Origin of the sequence: Shewanella sp. BC20, assembly GCF_003129585.1 — a bacterium.
GTDB lineage: Bacteria > Pseudomonadota > Gammaproteobacteria > Enterobacterales > Shewanellaceae > Shewanella > Shewanella seohaensis.
Map to the genome: position 1 here is coordinate 78,743 of NZ_NHRI01000010.1, position 16,222 is coordinate 94,964.

General features: G+C 49.5%; 15 protein-coding genes. 6 read left to right on the forward strand and 9 right to left on the reverse strand.

What is annotated here, in order from left to right; genetic code table 11:
* Positions 1-14: 14 nt before the first annotated feature.
* Complete coding sequence (locus CBX96_RS11800; protein ID WP_086903802.1) at positions 15-902, reverse strand: prohibitin family protein; 888 nt, start codon at positions 900-902, stop codon at positions 15-17.
* Positions 903-1,243: 341 nt separating this feature from the next.
* Between CBX96_RS11800 and CBX96_RS11805 the strand changes: the two genes are divergently transcribed.
* From CBX96_RS11805 to CBX96_RS11815, 3 genes are read left to right on the forward strand one after another with little or no spacing between them, the layout of a single operon-like run.
* Positions 1,244-1,498 carry a hypothetical protein gene (locus tag CBX96_RS11805; RefSeq protein ID WP_109286826.1) on the forward strand — a complete coding sequence of 85 codons (255 nt, stop codon included), beginning with the start codon at positions 1,244-1,246 and terminating at the stop codon, positions 1,496-1,498.
* A gap of 3 nt (positions 1,499-1,501) precedes the next feature.
* Positions 1,502-1,792: a hypothetical protein gene (locus CBX96_RS11810; protein WP_109286827.1), complete on the forward strand. Its 291-nt coding sequence runs from the start codon at positions 1,502-1,504 to the stop codon at positions 1,790-1,792.
* 6 nt (positions 1,793-1,798) lie between these two features.
* A complete protein-coding gene (locus CBX96_RS11815) occupies positions 1,799-3,418 on the forward strand; it encodes a PepSY domain-containing protein (RefSeq protein ID WP_109286828.1) in 1,620 nt (539 codons plus the stop codon).
* Between the two features lie 49 nt (positions 3,419-3,467).
* Here the strand turns inward: CBX96_RS11815 and CBX96_RS11820 are convergent, their stop codons facing one another.
* Positions 3,468-4,640: an MFS transporter gene (locus CBX96_RS11820; protein WP_109286829.1), complete on the reverse strand. Its 1,173-nt coding sequence runs from the start codon at positions 4,638-4,640 to the stop codon at positions 3,468-3,470.
* A gap of 221 nt (positions 4,641-4,861) precedes the next feature.
* The gene (locus tag CBX96_RS11825; protein ID WP_109286830.1) at positions 4,862-5,905 is read right to left on the reverse strand and encodes a sensor domain-containing diguanylate cyclase; all 1,044 of its coding nucleotides are present in this window, start codon (positions 5,903-5,905) and stop codon (positions 4,862-4,864) included.
* A gap of 657 nt (positions 5,906-6,562) precedes the next feature.
* Between CBX96_RS11825 and CBX96_RS11835 the strand changes: the two genes are divergently transcribed.
* On the forward strand, positions 6,563-7,963 hold the full coding sequence (locus CBX96_RS11835) for a DASS family sodium-coupled anion symporter (RefSeq protein WP_109286831.1): 1,401 nt from the start codon (positions 6,563-6,565) through the stop codon (positions 7,961-7,963).
* 69 nt (positions 7,964-8,032) lie between these two features.
* On the opposite strand, the gene trxC is transcribed toward CBX96_RS11835, so the two are convergent.
* Positions 8,033-8,455, reverse strand: coding sequence for a thioredoxin TrxC (gene trxC / locus CBX96_RS11840; protein ID WP_109286832.1), 423 nt, complete (start codon positions 8,453-8,455; stop codon positions 8,033-8,035).
* Between the two features lie 189 nt (positions 8,456-8,644).
* Between trxC and CBX96_RS11845 the strand changes: the two genes are divergently transcribed.
* Together CBX96_RS11845 and CBX96_RS11850 are read left to right on the forward strand one after the other, a co-directional pair.
* Positions 8,645-8,980 (forward strand): FKBP-type peptidyl-prolyl cis-trans isomerase, encoded by a 336-nt coding sequence (locus CBX96_RS11845; protein WP_011621259.1) that lies wholly within the window; start codon positions 8,645-8,647, stop codon positions 8,978-8,980.
* A 146-nt stretch (positions 8,981-9,126) separates the two neighbouring features.
* Positions 9,127-10,113, forward strand: a complete 987-nt coding sequence (locus CBX96_RS11850; RefSeq protein WP_109286833.1) for a sensor domain-containing diguanylate cyclase — start codon at positions 9,127-9,129, stop codon at positions 10,111-10,113.
* A 46-nt stretch (positions 10,114-10,159) separates the two neighbouring features.
* On the opposite strand, the gene CBX96_RS11855 is transcribed toward CBX96_RS11850, so the two are convergent.
* From CBX96_RS11855 to CBX96_RS11875, 5 genes are all read right to left on the reverse strand, one after another.
* Positions 10,160-10,558, reverse strand: a complete 399-nt coding sequence (locus CBX96_RS11855) for a DUF1850 domain-containing protein (RefSeq protein ID WP_109286834.1) — start codon at positions 10,556-10,558, stop codon at positions 10,160-10,162.
* A 33-nt stretch (positions 10,559-10,591) separates the two neighbouring features.
* Positions 10,592-12,625 (reverse strand): TRAP transporter permease, encoded by a 2,034-nt coding sequence (locus CBX96_RS11860; protein WP_088211884.1) that lies wholly within the window; start codon positions 12,623-12,625, stop codon positions 10,592-10,594.
* Between the two features lie 107 nt (positions 12,626-12,732).
* A complete protein-coding gene (locus tag CBX96_RS11865) occupies positions 12,733-13,689 on the reverse strand; it encodes a TAXI family TRAP transporter solute-binding subunit (protein ID WP_109286835.1) in 957 nt (318 codons plus the stop codon).
* Positions 13,690-14,182: 493 nt separating this feature from the next.
* Entirely contained in the window at positions 14,183-14,305 is a 123-nt protein-coding gene (locus tag CBX96_RS21690; protein WP_039978852.1) for a hypothetical protein, read from the reverse strand.
* A gap of 313 nt (positions 14,306-14,618) precedes the next feature.
* A complete protein-coding gene (locus CBX96_RS11875; RefSeq protein ID WP_109286836.1) occupies positions 14,619-16,112 on the reverse strand; it encodes a helicase HerA-like domain-containing protein in 1,494 nt (497 codons plus the stop codon).
* Positions 16,113-16,222: the final 110 nt, after the last annotated feature.

A 16,222-nucleotide genomic window follows, 5' to 3' on the forward strand; every position in this document is an offset into this window, starting at 1 on the left:
TGCTCAGTCGTTTATTAGTTCGACTTTTTAGCATCGATAAACGGCAGGGTGCCCGTCGGTAGCACTGTGGTGGGCAGCTTGCCATCCCATTTCTCTGCCTTAGTTAGTTCGACAAGGTTTTGATTTTGTGCCAGAGCCTCGGCGCGGCTCTTAATGGCAGACGCCTCTGCATCCCCTTTAATCCGAATACTTTCGGCCTCTGCCTTAGCGCGGGCGAGTTGCGAGTCGGCTTCTGCCTGGGCTTGGGTCACGGCGATTTGTGCGCTGACTCTTTCTTTCTCGAGGTTTTGCAGCTGGGTTTGTACCTCAACTTCGGCGCGCATTCTGTCTTCTACCGACTTTTCATAGGCATTGGAAAAGTCGATATTTTCAATCTGCACTGAGGTGATTTCGATGGGGCCTTTGACCGAGTTAGTGATGGCGCTGGTGACATCGATACCGAATTTGATCCGCTCCTGTACGACCGAAATCGCAGTGTATTTACCAAAAATGTTCTCAACTTGCGTTGGCACTTGGCGGTCGAGCAGACGAGCCACCATGGCATCGATACTCTTAAAGTTGGCATAGACTTCTTCGACACGATCCGGCGGCACGTTGAAGGTGACCGAAGCGTTAAGGGTCGCGGGTTGCTGATCGCGGCTATAGGCTTGTAATGAGCTGTAGCTGGTGGTGTGGGTTTGGGTTGAGATTTTCACTACTGTATCGAACAGTGGCATTTTAAATCCGAGCCCTGGCTCGGCGGTGCCGATGATCTTACCGTTACGCAGAATCACTCCGCGCTCACCTTGGTCGACCGTGTACCAACTGCCAAAGAGTGAAATAAAGAGGATCAGTAAAATCACTAGGGGGATGATTTTAGAGAGGCCAATAGAGCTTGGCAGGTTAAGTTCAGTTTTTATCATGTCGCTTCCTTTGCTGATATGTTGCGATGGCGAATTTATTGGGGCGGAATACGGTTTAGTTTTAATCACTTGGCGTTACATTTTGCAGCAAAATGTATCTTAATGGTTAACGTGAGGCAACAAGACTGCATTGGACTTGTCGATGTGTGACCCAGATGTCATTGCTTATCCTTACAGTGTAAATGTTATTGCGAACTATTCTCACCAAAGTTAGAGTCCCGAAATTAACTCAATTTTCTATCATTTCGCCCCGTTAGTGCTTGGTGGGAATCAGGCGAAAAGGCGATAGATTTCAGTGAGTTTAATTGTGCTAACACTTTGTCGTGAGAGGATAAATCCCCGTGTTGCAACTCATCTTTTTGTTGTCGACGCTGACGGCTTGCCTGTTGTGTTATTTGACCAATAAGCAGCAAAAACGATTAGCTCGCCCTTTGCCTAAGCGGCCTTGGCGGTTACTCGCCTATGGGCTTGCCCTCGCCAGCTTGATTGGTTGGCTGAGTCTGTTCACCTTCAGCGCCGCAATATTTCTCTGGATAGCCCTGTTGATGTTGCTCTCGGGCTTAGTGCCTTTTATGTCTCTTATCGGTCGGAAATAAGCCATGGCGCGTTTAGCAGAAAAGGAAAAGTTACAACCCGACTGGTGGACTAAGTCACTGGCAGGGTTAGTGTTAGGATTTACCTTAGCGCTTGGATTGGTGGGGTTATTTGCCTGGTTTGGTCCGGGCGGAATCGATGCCGATACTAAGGTGCAGGTTAACATGTGGTTGATCGCGCCCATTTGGTTATCTGTCTTAAGTTTGAGTTTTCTCTTTAAAACAGGACTCAGGGCCATTGGCTATTTAGGCCTGCTTAACATTTTGACTTATATAGTTTTATATACCTTTAGGTGATAAGGGATGAAAGTGCGCAGTGATGTGTTACGGGTGTATCAGTCTATCCATATCTGGACTGGGATCATCGCCGGAATAGTGTTGTTTATCGGTTTCTATGCCGGATCGCTCACTATGTTTAAAGGTGCGATTGACGCTTGGTCAATGCCGCCCTCTGTGACTTTGCCGCAAGTCTCTGCCGATAGGCTCGATGAGTTAGTGTCGCAGGTGTTAGCGCGGGACGATAAGGCGAAAAACGGCTTTAGTTTGCACTTGAATGATGAACATCAGTCGCCGATGACTTGGTATGAGCAGGGCTCGGAGCGTGAACTCAGCATGAGCAACCAGCTTTGGCATGCTAGCCTCGACGAGCAGGGGCAATTAGTGACTCAACTGAGTACCCCAAGCGAGCTGGCCGAGCTGATTGACCAATTACACCGCACTGCGGGGATTGCCGGTGAAGTGGGTCACGATCAAGCGGGCGTCTATGTGCTCGGCGTCGCCGCCTTCTTATACTTCTTGGCGCTGGTTTCTGGAGTGATTTTCTTACTGCCCACCTTAACTAAAAGCTTTTTCGCTCTACGTAAAGATAAGGGCGAGAGTCGTTTCTGGCTCGATGCCCACAACTTAGTCGGCATCACTAGTTTGCCATTTCATCTGGTGATCAGTTTGACCGTGATAGTGTTTGCCTTCCATGATCAGCTTTACGATGGGCTCAAGCATGTGGTTTACGGTGAAAAACCGCTGTTTGCCCAACCCGCACCCGACAGAACGCCCTATACGCTCGCCGATTTGCCCAAGGTCAGCACAGTTCTGACTAAGGTGCAGGCACTCGCCCCCGAGTATCAAGTGCATGAAATGACCTTTATGAACTTGAATAATCCCCGTGCGACCTTGCGTTTAGGCCTGTACAACCCTAACGGCTTTATGCGCGGGCCAGTTACCGATTACTTATATCTGCATCCCTATAGCCTCAAGATAACCAACAGCACCATTGACCAGAGTGACAAGGGCATTTGGGCCAGAACGGTTGCGGTATTCTTTGGACTGCACTTTGGCAGTTACGGGGGCGATCTTGGGCGCTGGGTGTATTTCTTTTTAGGCTTGAGCGGCGCTTTTTTATTTTACAGCGGTAATTTGCTGTGGCTGGAAAAGCGCCGTAAAAAACAGGCGAGTGAGCAGACGCGTGCCTGCCGCTTAATGGCTAGCGCCACCGTGGGGATTTGCTTAGGTTCGGTTGCCGCTCTGGCGGTGAGCATGCTGCTGGGGAGATGGTTCTATTCACAGGTGAGCAATATTAATCATCTCTATCTGTGGTTGTACTATGTCGTCTTCGCCGCCTTAGTGGCCTATGCCTTCTGGCGCGGCGCGGCTAGGGCGGCACTGCTGATTTTACCTCTGTGCGCCTTGGCGACTCTGGCTATGCCTATTACCTCTGTGATTGGGCTGTTAGTACCGAGTCTAGGCTTATGGGCGCCCCATTCTGGGGCAACGCTTGGGGTCGATCTCGTGGCGCTCGGCTTTAGTGGGCTGTTCTACTATGGATACCGACTCACGCGCCATCGCGTATTCAATGGCCCGCAGGACAGTGTCTGGGCGATTCCCAATAAGGATGCTGTGGTCGAGACCGCTTCAAAAACAGTTTGAAAAATGGGCGCCTTAAGGCGCCCATTTTATTCACTTGGTAATACATCTCTTAAGCTTTTGCCGTCGGCAAGCGAGGTTTGCTTCGCACCAGTAAGCGCGCGCCAAGATAACAAGATGTCAGTACAAAACTGGCGGCTAAGTAGAGTAACAAGCCATGTTCGATATGATTAAAGCGACTCGCTGTAACTGGGCCGATAACCGAACCGACGGAATAACTGAGCAACATAATCTGAGTTGCAGATACTATTTGGCTGCTAGGCAGATGATCGCAGGCCAGGCTGATGGCGATAGGGTAGAGGGCAAAGGCGCAGGCGCCCAGCAACACAAAGCCTAACCAGAGTCCAACGAGGGATTTCTGTGTCAGTAAAAAGAGTGCCGCAGCGCCAATTAAGCAGAAGGCGGCCATTAAGGCGCTCTTCTGGAAGCGTGGAGATAAATAGCTGACTAAGGGCTGGACTATCATGCCGCCCATAATGATCAGCGCCATAAATTGGCCTGTCTGCTGGGCAAATCCCATGTCCTGCGACACATAAACAGGCAATAGGCCATAAATGGGGCCGAGCAATAATCCCGAGACTAAACAGCCAACCACGGCGGGTTTACTCAGGTTTTTAAGATCCGAGAGGGCAATCGAGTGTTGCTCGCTCGATCGTGGTTGACCGCGTTTAACTAAGAGCGCGGGTAAACTGGCGGCGGCCAGTAAACCTATCACCACTAAATAGGGAAGGTTGCCCGTGGTTCCTAAGTAATCGACTGCGAGTTGTCCGATTGCCGTGCCGCCGTAGAGTGCGGTCATGTACAGGCCTAAGCGTTTGGCCCGTTGTTTTTGGGTGTCGGCCATCAGCAACCAAGATTCGACGACCACAAAAATCCCTGCCACCGCGACACCAGCAACGAGTCGCGAAGCGAGCCAGATACCGCCCTGTGGCAGCAGTACCATGACCACAACGCTGCACAATAAGATATTGAGAAATAAAATAAAGGCTTTGTTGTGGCCAATACGTGCCACGATTGGCGCGATGCAAGGTGCGCCCAGCAATAAGCCTAGGTAGAAAATACTCGCGAGCCATGGTGCGAGATCGGGGCTGAGCTCAAAGTAACTGAGTGACAGCGGGATCAAACTCATCAAATAGCCCGAGGCGAGGGCAAATAGGCTTAAGCCAGCAACAGGCACAAACAGCCCTGGCTTTTGAGTCGATTGAGTTAATGCACTATTTTCCACAAGCGGTACCAAAATGGATAAATTATTAGCGGGAGGTGAGATTACGGGCGCGACTTTAGGCCGAATTTTGTGCAGGGTAAAGTGAGTTAGATTGACTGAGATGGTGAATAATATTTGTGTTTATTATTCATAGAGATAATGAGCTTTAAATGTTACAAACTTGCGATTTTGCTGTGCGTTTTTTCGGCGTTGAATGGACGGTTATTAAACATGTCGGGTAATTATACTTGAGTGCTGTTAAACATCACTACACGATTTCTCCCCGCCAGTTTTGCCTGATACAGCGCCTTATCCGCGCGGCGCAGCAGGGATTCTGGCGCCTCGTCTAATGCACTCATCGCGGTAAAGCCGATACTGACACTGACGCTGAGCTGTACATCATCATAGTCCATGGCGGCCTTGGCAATGGCTTCCCTGATATCGTTAAAAAACTGCACTGCATCATACCCTGTTTGCTCGAGGAAGATTATCGCAAATTCCTCACCGCCGATCCGAAAGAATTTACCCGGACTCGTCATCAGGGTTTCGGTAATCGCGACAATCCGCTGTAACACATAGTCCCCTGCGGTATGGCCAAATTGGTCATTGAGCATCTTAAAATGATCTATGTCCATCAAACCAAAGTAAAAGGCTTGTCCCTGTTCATGGAACACCGCGATGGCTTGTTGGATTTTTTGGGTAAACACCCGTCGATTGGCCGCGCCTGTTAAATGATCCGTTGAGGCAAGGTATTCGAGTTCTTTCAGCTGTAGACGCAGGCTGATGTTCAGGCTAATCCAATTGGCTAAGCACTGTAATTCTAAGGCGTGTAAATCGGTGTAATAATTGGATTGTTGATGGGCGACATTAAGTGTGCCCAAACAAATATCCCCATAGAGTAATGGGGCGTCCATGCAGGTATTCATGCCGCTCTGGGCAAGCATGATGCAGTCCAGATCTGCGGATGTCGTCAGATGATCGCAAATCAGTACTGTCTTGTTAGTGAATACGCGACCAACAAAGGTGTTAGCAATCGGGACTCTAAAGTCGAGTGGAATAGCCTTATCACCACTGATGGAATAGATTTTTAGGTAGTCGGCATCGTCCTTTAAGGTGATGCTGACTCGTTGTGCATCAAAGAGTTGATAGATCCATTGGGAAACCGTATCGAGCACTTCTTGGAGGGAGGTCGCCACGGCAAGCGCCTGCACAAAGTCCACGGGGAAGCGAATCTGATGTTCCTTGGCACTATCAGATAAACTCAAGGGGTTAAAATATCTGTCCATCGCTATCCCCTCCCTAAACACCTTTGGTCATTTAAAGCAACATTTTAAATGCCTAAATAAGGTTCTAGCTGCAATATAGAGTGAGTTTGCACGCTCTGCAATCTTTGTTGGTTTTAGGTTAAAGAATCTCTTGTTTGCATTCAAGCTGACACAACTGGGTAGCGCCATTCGCAGGGGGAGATAGCTTGAAAATCGGCGTCATCTCGGGGCTCAGACGGTTGTTGTTCGGCGAGCCGTTAAATTGAGTGGTTGTTTAAATGTGAATAAATTGGAAAATATGCAGCGATTGTCTTTGGTGGGATCTCTGGTTGTAAAAGTGTAAATGATTTAGATATTTTGGTTTTAACTGCTGTTTTTAAGATTAAATTCAGCCTTTATCACTTGGCTGAAAACTAAAGTTTGATGCATGTCACAGTTTTAAGCATTTATTCAATTACAGCTTTGGCAAACTTTTGCGGTATTTTTGTGCGTTTGAAAATTTTGTACATAAGTTCAGATCAAAAACAGGTGATTTTTATCTCGAAAATGGCATTTTTGCGCCTTTTGTCGGCAGTGTTTGTGGTTGCTTAGTGGCAAAAGTACAAAATAAACTGCTTTGCCAAGTGTGACCTATGCCCTAAATTTGCCTAAAAAAATAATGGTATGAAGGTTGTCACCATGTCCTTAGAGCAATCAACGTCGGTTCCCCCCAATCATTCGCCCGCGAATGCCGGGCTTGAAAAGAAAAAAATGCTGATCTTAGTGGCGGATATTCTGCTGCTATTCGCGCTGTATTACGGTTTACCCTTTGACCAAGGTGTCAATACAGGGCTGGCTATCTTAGTGTTCGCCGCCATCTTGTGGTTAAGCGAAGCGATTCACATCAGTATCACGGCGATTTTAGTGCCGATTTTGGCGGTATTCTTTGGAGTGTTTGAAACCAAAGAAGCCATGAGTAACTTTGCCAACCCGATTATCTATCTGTTTTTCGGTGGCTTTGTATTAGCCGCGGCGCTGCACCATCAAAAGATCGATACTTTAATCGCGCAAAAATTATTGCTGGCCTCCAAGGGTAAACTCAGTATTGCCTGTTTAATGCTGTTTGGCGTGACGGCGCTGCTGTCTATGTGGATCAGTAACACAGCAACCACGGCGATGATGTTGCCACTCGCGCTGGGGATTTTGCAGCAGCTCGATCGCAAGATGTACCACAGCACTTATGTATTCTTACTGCTTGGGATTGCCTATTCTGCCAACATTGGTGGCATTGGTACCTTAGTCGGCAGCCCGCCAAACGCGATTGCCGCGGCGCAGGTGGGCCTAAGCTTTAGCGACTGGCTGAAGTTTGGTATTCCAACGGTGATCTTGATGTTACCTATGATGCTTTTGGCACTCTACTGGTACTTTAAGCCGGATCTATCAGCGCAATGTAAGTTGGATGTTGAAGAACAAAAACTGACTTTCCAAGGCAAACTCACCTTAGTTATCTTCCTCGCGACGGTTTGTTGCTGGATTTTCAGTGTGCCGCTGGCCAAAGCGCTCGGTGGGATCACGCAATTTGATACCGTCGTCGCCCTTGGCACTGTAGTGTTGCTGGCAGGACTTGGGCTCGTAGGCTGGAAGAAGATCGAATCGACCACTGATTGGGGCGTATTGATCCTGTTCGGTGGCGGTTTAACCTTGAGTGCCGTGCTGAAAAGTACCGGTACCAGCGTGTTCCTCGCGCACTGGATGACGGATATTTTTGGTAGCACCCATATGTCGCTGTTCGTGTTCGCGGTAATCGCTTTCGTGGTGATGCTGACCGAGTTTGCCAGTAATACCGCAAGTGCCGCGCTGCTAGTGCCAGTATTTGCGGCGATTGCCGAAGCATTAGGGGTATCGCCAGTGATGCTCTCAGTGCTGATTGGTATTGCGGCTTCCTGCGCCTTTATGTTGCCTGTGGCGACGCCGCCTAACGCCATTGTTTACGGCTCTGGCCATATTAAGCAGTCGGAAATGGTGCGAGTGGGCATGATAGTTAACTTCCTCAGCATGATAGTGCTGGGCATTATTGCCCACACCTTCTGGGAAGTGTAAACGCGCCTGATTCATTCAAATAAAATACCCAGCTAGGCTGGGTATTTTTATGGGCGAAACACACAGATTCTAACAATAACTCTGTAGCCATTGGTCGAGCGCCGACTTGGGTAAGGCGCCGGCTTGCTGGGCGATAAGATGCCCCTGTTTGAATATCATCAGCGTAGGGATAGAGCGGATCCCAAATTGCGCCGCCAACGCCTGTTGCTCCTCGGTATTAATCTTGCCGAAGCGAAATTGTGGTTCCCATGCTTTGGCTGCCGCCGAAAAGGTAGGCGCAAAGCTTTTGCAGGGGCCGCACCAGCTCGCCCAAAAATCAACAACGATTGGCAACTCTGACTTGTGGGCATGATTGATAAAATTGGCGCTCGTGAGCTCAATGGGCGCCGCCGCAAACAGATTCTGTTTACATTTGCCGCAGGTAGGCTGCTCAGTTAACCGCTCTTGGGGCACGCGGTTTAAGGTGTCACAGTGGGGGCAGGCGATAATCATGGAATGGCTCCTTAGCTCAATGCATGCTGTAGATATGGGGACGCCGTGGCAAATTTAAAGGGAGGTAAAGGCGTATCGAAACCTGAACCACAAAATGGGTGAGCTGCACCGACAAGCTCGGTTGGTGATGTTAGAATAGACACTTTGATGGATCACTTGTATGTAAGTGAAGACGAAGAGATTAATTAAATGACTGAATTAGAAGTTGTCGATCTGGTTATCGGCGAAGGAAAAGAGGCCGTAAAAGGCGCGTTGATCACTACTCAATACCGCGGTTTTTTGCAGGATGGCACTCAGTTTGATTCCTCCTATGACCGTGGTCAGGCATTTCAATGCGTGATTGGCACAGGCCGAGTGATTAAGGGCTGGGATCAAGGACTGATGGGCATGAAGGTTGGCGGAAAACGTAAGTTATTCGTCCCCGCGCATTTAGCCTACGGCGAGCGCCAAATTGGTGCCCATATCAAGCCTAATTCGGATCTCACCTTTGAGATTGAATTGCTTGAAGTGCTCACCCGCGATTAAGCGTCAGCTTGATGGGGTCAGCATCTGGCTGACTCCTTTGTGCGGCTTGCCAGCTCCCTTTGGCTTTATCCTTTTTACTATGTCCCTTCTGCATTAACTGTTTTACACTGGACAAAAATCCCACAACCTAACAACAGAGACTTTTCGTGGTAGCGGATTCTGCAGCACAAATAAAGCAACTTCAGGCCGAAATTGCCGAGCTTAAACGTGAAAATGCGCGGTTAACGGCGCTCAATAATCGCGCCGAAGAAAAACTCTTTGCCGCCCTCGATGGCAATGGCTTGTGTTTGTGGGAGCAGCATGTTCCCAGTGGCAATCTCACCCTGTTCAATGTGAAGTGGGGCGAACTGCTCGGCTTTAGCCGCGAGGAGCTTCGCGCCCATGTCGACAGCTGGAAAAGTAAACTTCATCCAGAGGATAAAGACTGGGTAATCAAAGCCTTTGAAGATCATGTGAATGGCAAGGCCGATTATTATCAGGTCGTACATCGCATGCTGCACAAAGATGGCAGCATCACTTGGGTGTCGGATCGTGGCCGCATTGTTGAGCGTCTACCCGATGGTACGCCGCTGAGGATGATGGGCAGCCATATCGATATCACTCAAGAAAAGCGCTACGAGCTGGATTTAGCTCGGTTAGCTCATAGCGATCCTCTCACCAACTTGATGAACCGCCAAGCTATCACTAAGGCCTTCGATGAGTTATTGCAACCCGGCCAGCGTGGGGCGTTATTCTTTATCGATCTTGATGGTTTTAAAGCCTTAAATGATCACCATGGCCACAAGTTTGGCGATAACTTATTGGTGCATGTGGCGCATTCCTTAGTGGAGCACTCGGGCGTGCAGGCGAAGATCGCGCGGCTCGGCGGGGACGAGTTTGTGATTGTCCTGCCCACTTCGGATATCGAAACCTTAGGTATGCTCGCGCAATCCTTATTGGATGTTTATCGACAACGTTTCTTACTCGATGGTTGCGAGGTGGCGATTAGCCTGAGTATTGGTATCGATATTTTTGAGTACGGTGATCGTTTTGCTCAAAGCTGCGATCGCGCCGATGCCGCTATGTATCGTATTAAACACCAAGGGAAAAACGGCTACAGTTTCTCTCGGAATGAGAGCGCTATTGACCGTTAATCGGCGGCAGATGCGCCTAGCTTGCGCGTCTCTATAAAGTGATATTTCACAGCTGACAGCCCCACACCTCAACGGCGGCATCGTGTTTGTTCGGTGGGCCAATCCAATGAGTCATGGCTTGGCACTGCGCCTCTCCCGAAGCCTGAGTGAAGCACAGCTCAAAATCCCCTGCCTCGGGTGTGCGCCCTAAGCGTAATTTCGGCAGCACGGGCAACTTAGGTTGATAATGCCAACTGCCATTGCTAAATACTGCATCATCGGGGATTTCCATTCCCGCACCCGTGCCTTTGACTCTGGCCTCAGTGAGGCGTAATCCTTGAGTGGTGACTTGATAGTCTTCTTCCCAGCGGATTTTTTCTATGCTGTGGTTCCACGCGAGGGTGAATTGCTCTGTGGGCACTTGTGCCCACAGAGTGCCCGCTAGGCCTAAACATAGACCTAGCATCTTATTGCCTTACCTTTGCATACACTCAAAACCTTACCCCTGCTCGGCAAGACGTTTCAGTTTGCGTGCTCTTAGGCTGTGCTGCACGATAAAGAGTAGCGCCAGACCAAAGCCGATTTCATCACTGAGTGGTGTGGCAAGGATTAAACTGGCTCCGGCGAGGAAGCCGATAACCCGTTCCCACCAATAGAGTTTTTGCAGTAAGAAACCGGTAAAGATCACGCCCCAGATACCAATGCCCACGGTGGCTTTTAACATCACAAAGCCGATGGCAAGCCAGCTATCGCTTTGTAGCATAAGCGCCGGATCGTAAACCGCCATAAAGGGGATCACAAAGCCTGCTATAGCGATGCGAATCGCCCATAGACTGATCTTCAGCCCCGATTCTTTTGCGATTGGCGCGGCGGCAAAGCAGGCCAAGGCGACGGGAGGCGTGAGGTCAGCCATAATCCCAAAGTAAAACACAAACATATGGGAGACGATCAGCGGCACACCTAAGTCCAGCAGGGCGGGTGCGGCAATCGAGCTAGTAATAATGTAGTTAGGGATACTCGGGATGCCCATGCCCAACACCATGCAGGTGAGCATAGTTAACACCAGCGAGAGGAAGAGGTTATCTTGACCCACGGCGAGGATGTAACTGGCGAAGGTTGAGGCTATCCCCGTCAGCGAGACGATACCGATAATCACCCCTACTAGGGCGCAGGCAATCCCCACGGGCACCGCATGGCGAGCGCCATCGACTAAGGCGTGCAGGCAGATGGTCAGGGTATCTTTGCCCCCTTTGATAAACCAGCAGACGGCGACGAGTAAGGCGATGACCCCAAAGACGACGGCGATACCCATCTGGAAGAAACCAGCACACAACACCCCAAGGGCAATCCAAAAGGCGAAGCGCATCGCATTAGAAGGTAGGCGCAGCACAATCGCAGAGCCTAAGATCACAATCGAAGTCAGTGCTAAACCGACCATGCCGGAGAACAGTGGCGTGCGTCCTGAAAACAGCAAGTAAATCAAAATAAACAGTGGGATAAGCAGATACCAGCGCTCCTTCACTGCCGCCCAAGGATCGGGGCATTGATCCTTAGGTAAACCGCAGAGATTGGCGCGTTTGGCCTCCAGATGCACCATCCAGAACACTGAACTGAAATACAACAGAGCGGGGATTAACGCCGCTTTGGCGATTTCAATAAACGGCACGTTAATAGTTTCGGCCATGATAAAGGCCACCGCGCCCATGATGGGCGGCATAATTTGGCTGCCCATACTGGAAGTGGCTTCTACACCGCCGGCAAAGGCGGGGCGGTAGCCGAAGCGCTTCATCAAGGGGATGGTAAATTGCCCCGTGGTCACCACGTTGGCAACGCCTGAGCCCGTAATTGTGCCCATCATCGCCGAAGAAACCACGGCCACTTTCGCCGGGCCGCCGAGCTTATGGCCGAATAAGCCCATGGCAAAATCGGTAAACAGACGGATCATCCCCGCTTGTTCTAAAAAGGCACCAAAGAGAATAAACAGGAAGATATAGGTGGCCGACACATAGGTTGGTGTGCCGTAGAGCCCTTCGGTACCGAAGGATAACTGATTGATAATTTGGTCAACGCCGTAGCCACGGTGCATTAAGTCACCGGGGAGATATTGGCCGAATAAGCCGTAGGCCAAGAAAATACAGCAGATAATCGGCAGCGCCCAGCCCATCACCCGCCGCGCGGCTTCAAACACTAAGATAATCAACACTACGCCAATTACCATATCGGCATCGGTGAGTTCACCGGAACGCTGGATCAAGTCGGCCTCAAAAAACCATTGATAGGCGGCCGTTGCCATGCCCGCAAGGCCAAGCACCCAGGCTAAGGGTTGCCAAGGGCGAGACTTGCCCACCGCCGGATAGCTTAAAAATACGATTAACAGTAAAAAGCCTACGTGAGTTGCCCGCAAAACTTGGGTCGATACGGGATGAAAGGCGGCGGTAATGATTTGAAAAATAGAGAAAAGTAGCGCGGTGTAAAACAGCGCCTTGGGCCAGTCACTGGTCTTAGCGCCTAGTCCTTGTTCGGAATCGCTCATATTTATGCCTCACAGCATTAGACTACAGAGGGCGACGCAGCACTTGAGTGACGCTATCACTCAAGTGCTTAGGTCAAAAACGGGTCGCACAGATTGAGGTTACACCCTTAGAGTGCGCCAACTTCTTTGAAATAACGCTCAGCACCTGGGTGCAGTGGCGCAGGCAGGTTTTTGGTTGCCTTATCTAATTGAATGGCTTTCGCCGCTGAGTGGGCGTTGCCTAGGCGGTCTAAATGCTCAAACATCAGTTTAGTCATCTGATAGGCTAAATCGTCAGACACACCGGCTTGAGTCACAAAGAGGTTTTGAATCGCAACCGTAGAGACATCGGCGGTTTGGCCTTCGTAGGTGGCTGCTGGGATCACCCCATGTTGATAGGCTGGGTTATTGATTTTGCCGATCACATCTTCGGGAATTTCCACAAAGTTGATTGGCATAGTCGCGGCTAAATCGCGGATAGCTGCCATACCTAAGCCCGAAGATTGTAAGGTCGCATCTAACTGACGGTTTTTAATCAGCTCGACCGATTCGGCATAGGGTAAAAACTCCACTTTGCCCATGTCTTCGTAGCTTAAACCCGCGGCTTTAAAAATGGCGCGCGCGTTGAGTTCAGTACCCGACTTAGGCGCACCGACAGAAATACGTTTACCTTTCAAATCGGCTAAGGTTTTGATGCCAGATTCCTTATTGGCCACAATTTGAATGTAGTTAGGGTAAGCGGCTGCGAGTACGCGTACCTTATCTAATGGCTTTTTAAAGCCTGCATCGGCATCGCCTTGATAGGCTGCTGCCACAGAATCGCCTAAGGCTAAGGCCAATTCACCACGGCCCGCTTGTAGCAAGTTGAGGTTTTCAACCGAGGCTTTAGTGGCTTGCACTGAGGTTTTGGCGCCTTCAATGCCTGAGCCATAGAGCTGCGACAGTGCCACACCAATGGGGTAATACACGCCACTGGTGCCGCCAGTTAAGATATTGATAAAGGCAGGTGCGGCCGACATTGAGGCAGCGCTGAGTGAGAGCGTTAATGCTGCGCCAACGGCGATAAAACGTTTGTTGATTTTCATGCTGAAATATCCTTATTTTTTATTGTGTTATATAGGGTAAGGTAAATCGGACTGTTTGATTGCTACTTTAGTATCACTACTTATATACCCAAATCTGCTCAAAATACAGGCTTTGTCACGAGTTTATATGCAGTCTAAATCGTGATTTATTAGGCGTATAACCAATATTCCAGTAGGGCTAGCGAGCGTCGGGTGCTGTGATGGCTAAAATGGAATAAGCTGATAAATCGGTAACTTAGCTGCGATTGTGGTTCTGGGTGATCTAGGTAAATAAAACCTTAGCAAAAGACTCAAGCAATGTGCATGTTGCTTTAGTCTAGGTGACATTTTCAGTTAAGGGCTTAGGCTAATTAAATCATCACCTTATTGATAACTTAATCTGTGTTGTTTGCGGGATAAATAACCAAAAACCGAGAGCGAGCCAATAAAAAGGGCTAACCGCAGTTAACCCTTAATTGTCGATATTGGAGGCGCACCCTAAAGTGCCACAATATTATTTAACGTTATCGAGGAGACCTTTAGACGCGTTTTTGGCGTGTTTTGCGGCACGTTTTTCCTTCATCGTCATTAACGGCTTTTTCTTGGCCTCTTTGCGATTTTTTTGCTCTTTACTCATAGTTAACTCCATGTACTTTCAGTGGTTGTTCATCAGGCTAATCATGTAAGCCATTTGCGTAAAACCCGTTCCATGATGTCCTGATTAAAGCGAAACGATTAAACTCGAATTACACCATTTTTAAATCACAACTATTTAAAACTATTGGTAAATTACTTGAATTTATTTGCCTCTCTGAGCGGTACTCGCAAAATAATCTTATCACCTAAATCCTAACTAAGATCCACCCACTACTTAGAATAATTCACGCTAATGGTAGTGCCAATTTGTATATAAAATATGCGGTTTAGCGCACGGTTTTAGCCCTGCGCCATTACCTGCGGGTCGACTTGCCGAGTATGCCGCCGAGTAGTCCGCGCAATATTTGTTTACCGAGTTGATTACCCACGGTTCGCGCCGCTTGTTTGGAGAGTGTCTCGGCCAATCCTTGGCGGCGTTTATTGCCAAAGATCAGTTCGCTAAACCAGCCTTGCTCTGCTTCTTGGGCGGCGGGCGTATTTGCCGTTTTGGTGCTAGCGGCGCCATTGGCCGCTTCGGCGTGTCGTTGATTGAGCCGTTCGTAGGCGGACTCTCGGTTGATTAAAGTGTCGTACTTGCCGCCAATGGGACTCTTGGCGCGAATGGCGTTTAACTCCTCCGCACTTGCTTGCCCCATACGACAGCGGGGCGGCGCAATCAGAGCACGTTCCACCATAGTGGGCACGCCTTTCTCGGCGAGTGTCGAGACTAAAGCTTCGCCCACGGCGAGTTGTGAAATCACCTCGCTGACCACCAATTTAGGGTTGGGCACAAAGGTCTCCGCCGCAGTTTTAACGGCTTTTTGATCCCTTGGGGTGTACGCCCTGAGGGCGTGCTGAATCCTATTACCGAGCTGACCTAAGATCTCGTTGGGAATATCGTCAGGAAACTGCGAGCAAAAATACACCCCGACGCCTTTGGAGCGGATAAGCCGCATAATCTGCTCTATGCGTTTAAGCAAACTTGCTGGGCAGCCTTCAAATAATAAGTGTGCCTCATCGATAAAGAAGACTAACTTGGGTTTATCGAGATCGCCGACTTCAGGTAGGTTTTCAAAGAGTTCAGATAGCAGCCAGAGTAAGAAACTCGAATAGAGGTTAGGGGTCAGGATTAACTTATTAGCGGCTAACAGGTTGATAATCCCGCGCCCTTGCAAGTTAGTGCGCATCAAGTCTTCGAGTTGTAGCGCAGGTTCGCCGAAAAAGTCTTTGCCGCCATCGCGCTCCAAGCCGAGGACCGAGCGTTGAATAGCGGCGAGGGACTGGGCGCTAATAAGCCCATACTTGGCGGAGATATCTTTGCGCTCATCGGCGACTAAGTTCAGCATGGCGCGAAGATCGTCGAGATCGAGTAACAATAAACCCTGGTCGTCAGCCAGTTGAAACACTATGTCTAAAATACTGCTTTGGGTGTCATTGAGTTCGAGAATGCGCCCGAGCAGGGTGGGCCCAATCTCGCTCACGGTTGTGCGTAAGGGGTGCCCTTGCTCTCCAGCCAAATCCCAGAAAACCACAGGGTTGGCCTCGGTTTGATATTCCTCAATCCCGATTTGGGCGGCCCGCTGGAAGAGTTTGTCGTTTGGTGTGCCCGCGACGCCAAGCCCAGAAATATCACCTTTAATGTCGGTGATAAATACCGGCACTCCTTGGCGGGAGAAGCCTTCGGCGAGGGTCATCAGCGAAACGGTTTTCCCCGTCCCTGTGGCGCCTGCGATCAGTCCGTGGCGGTTGGCATATTTAAGATTTAAGTGAACCTGTTGCTCACCTTTACCTAAGAGTAGAGTATTCAAGCGCAGTCCTTGTCTTAATTAGCCCCGTGATCAACCTATGGGGCGTCGGTCATGGGTGGATAAAAAAACATCACTCAGTGTTTGCCTTTCGTGGATCTGTGTCAATATCG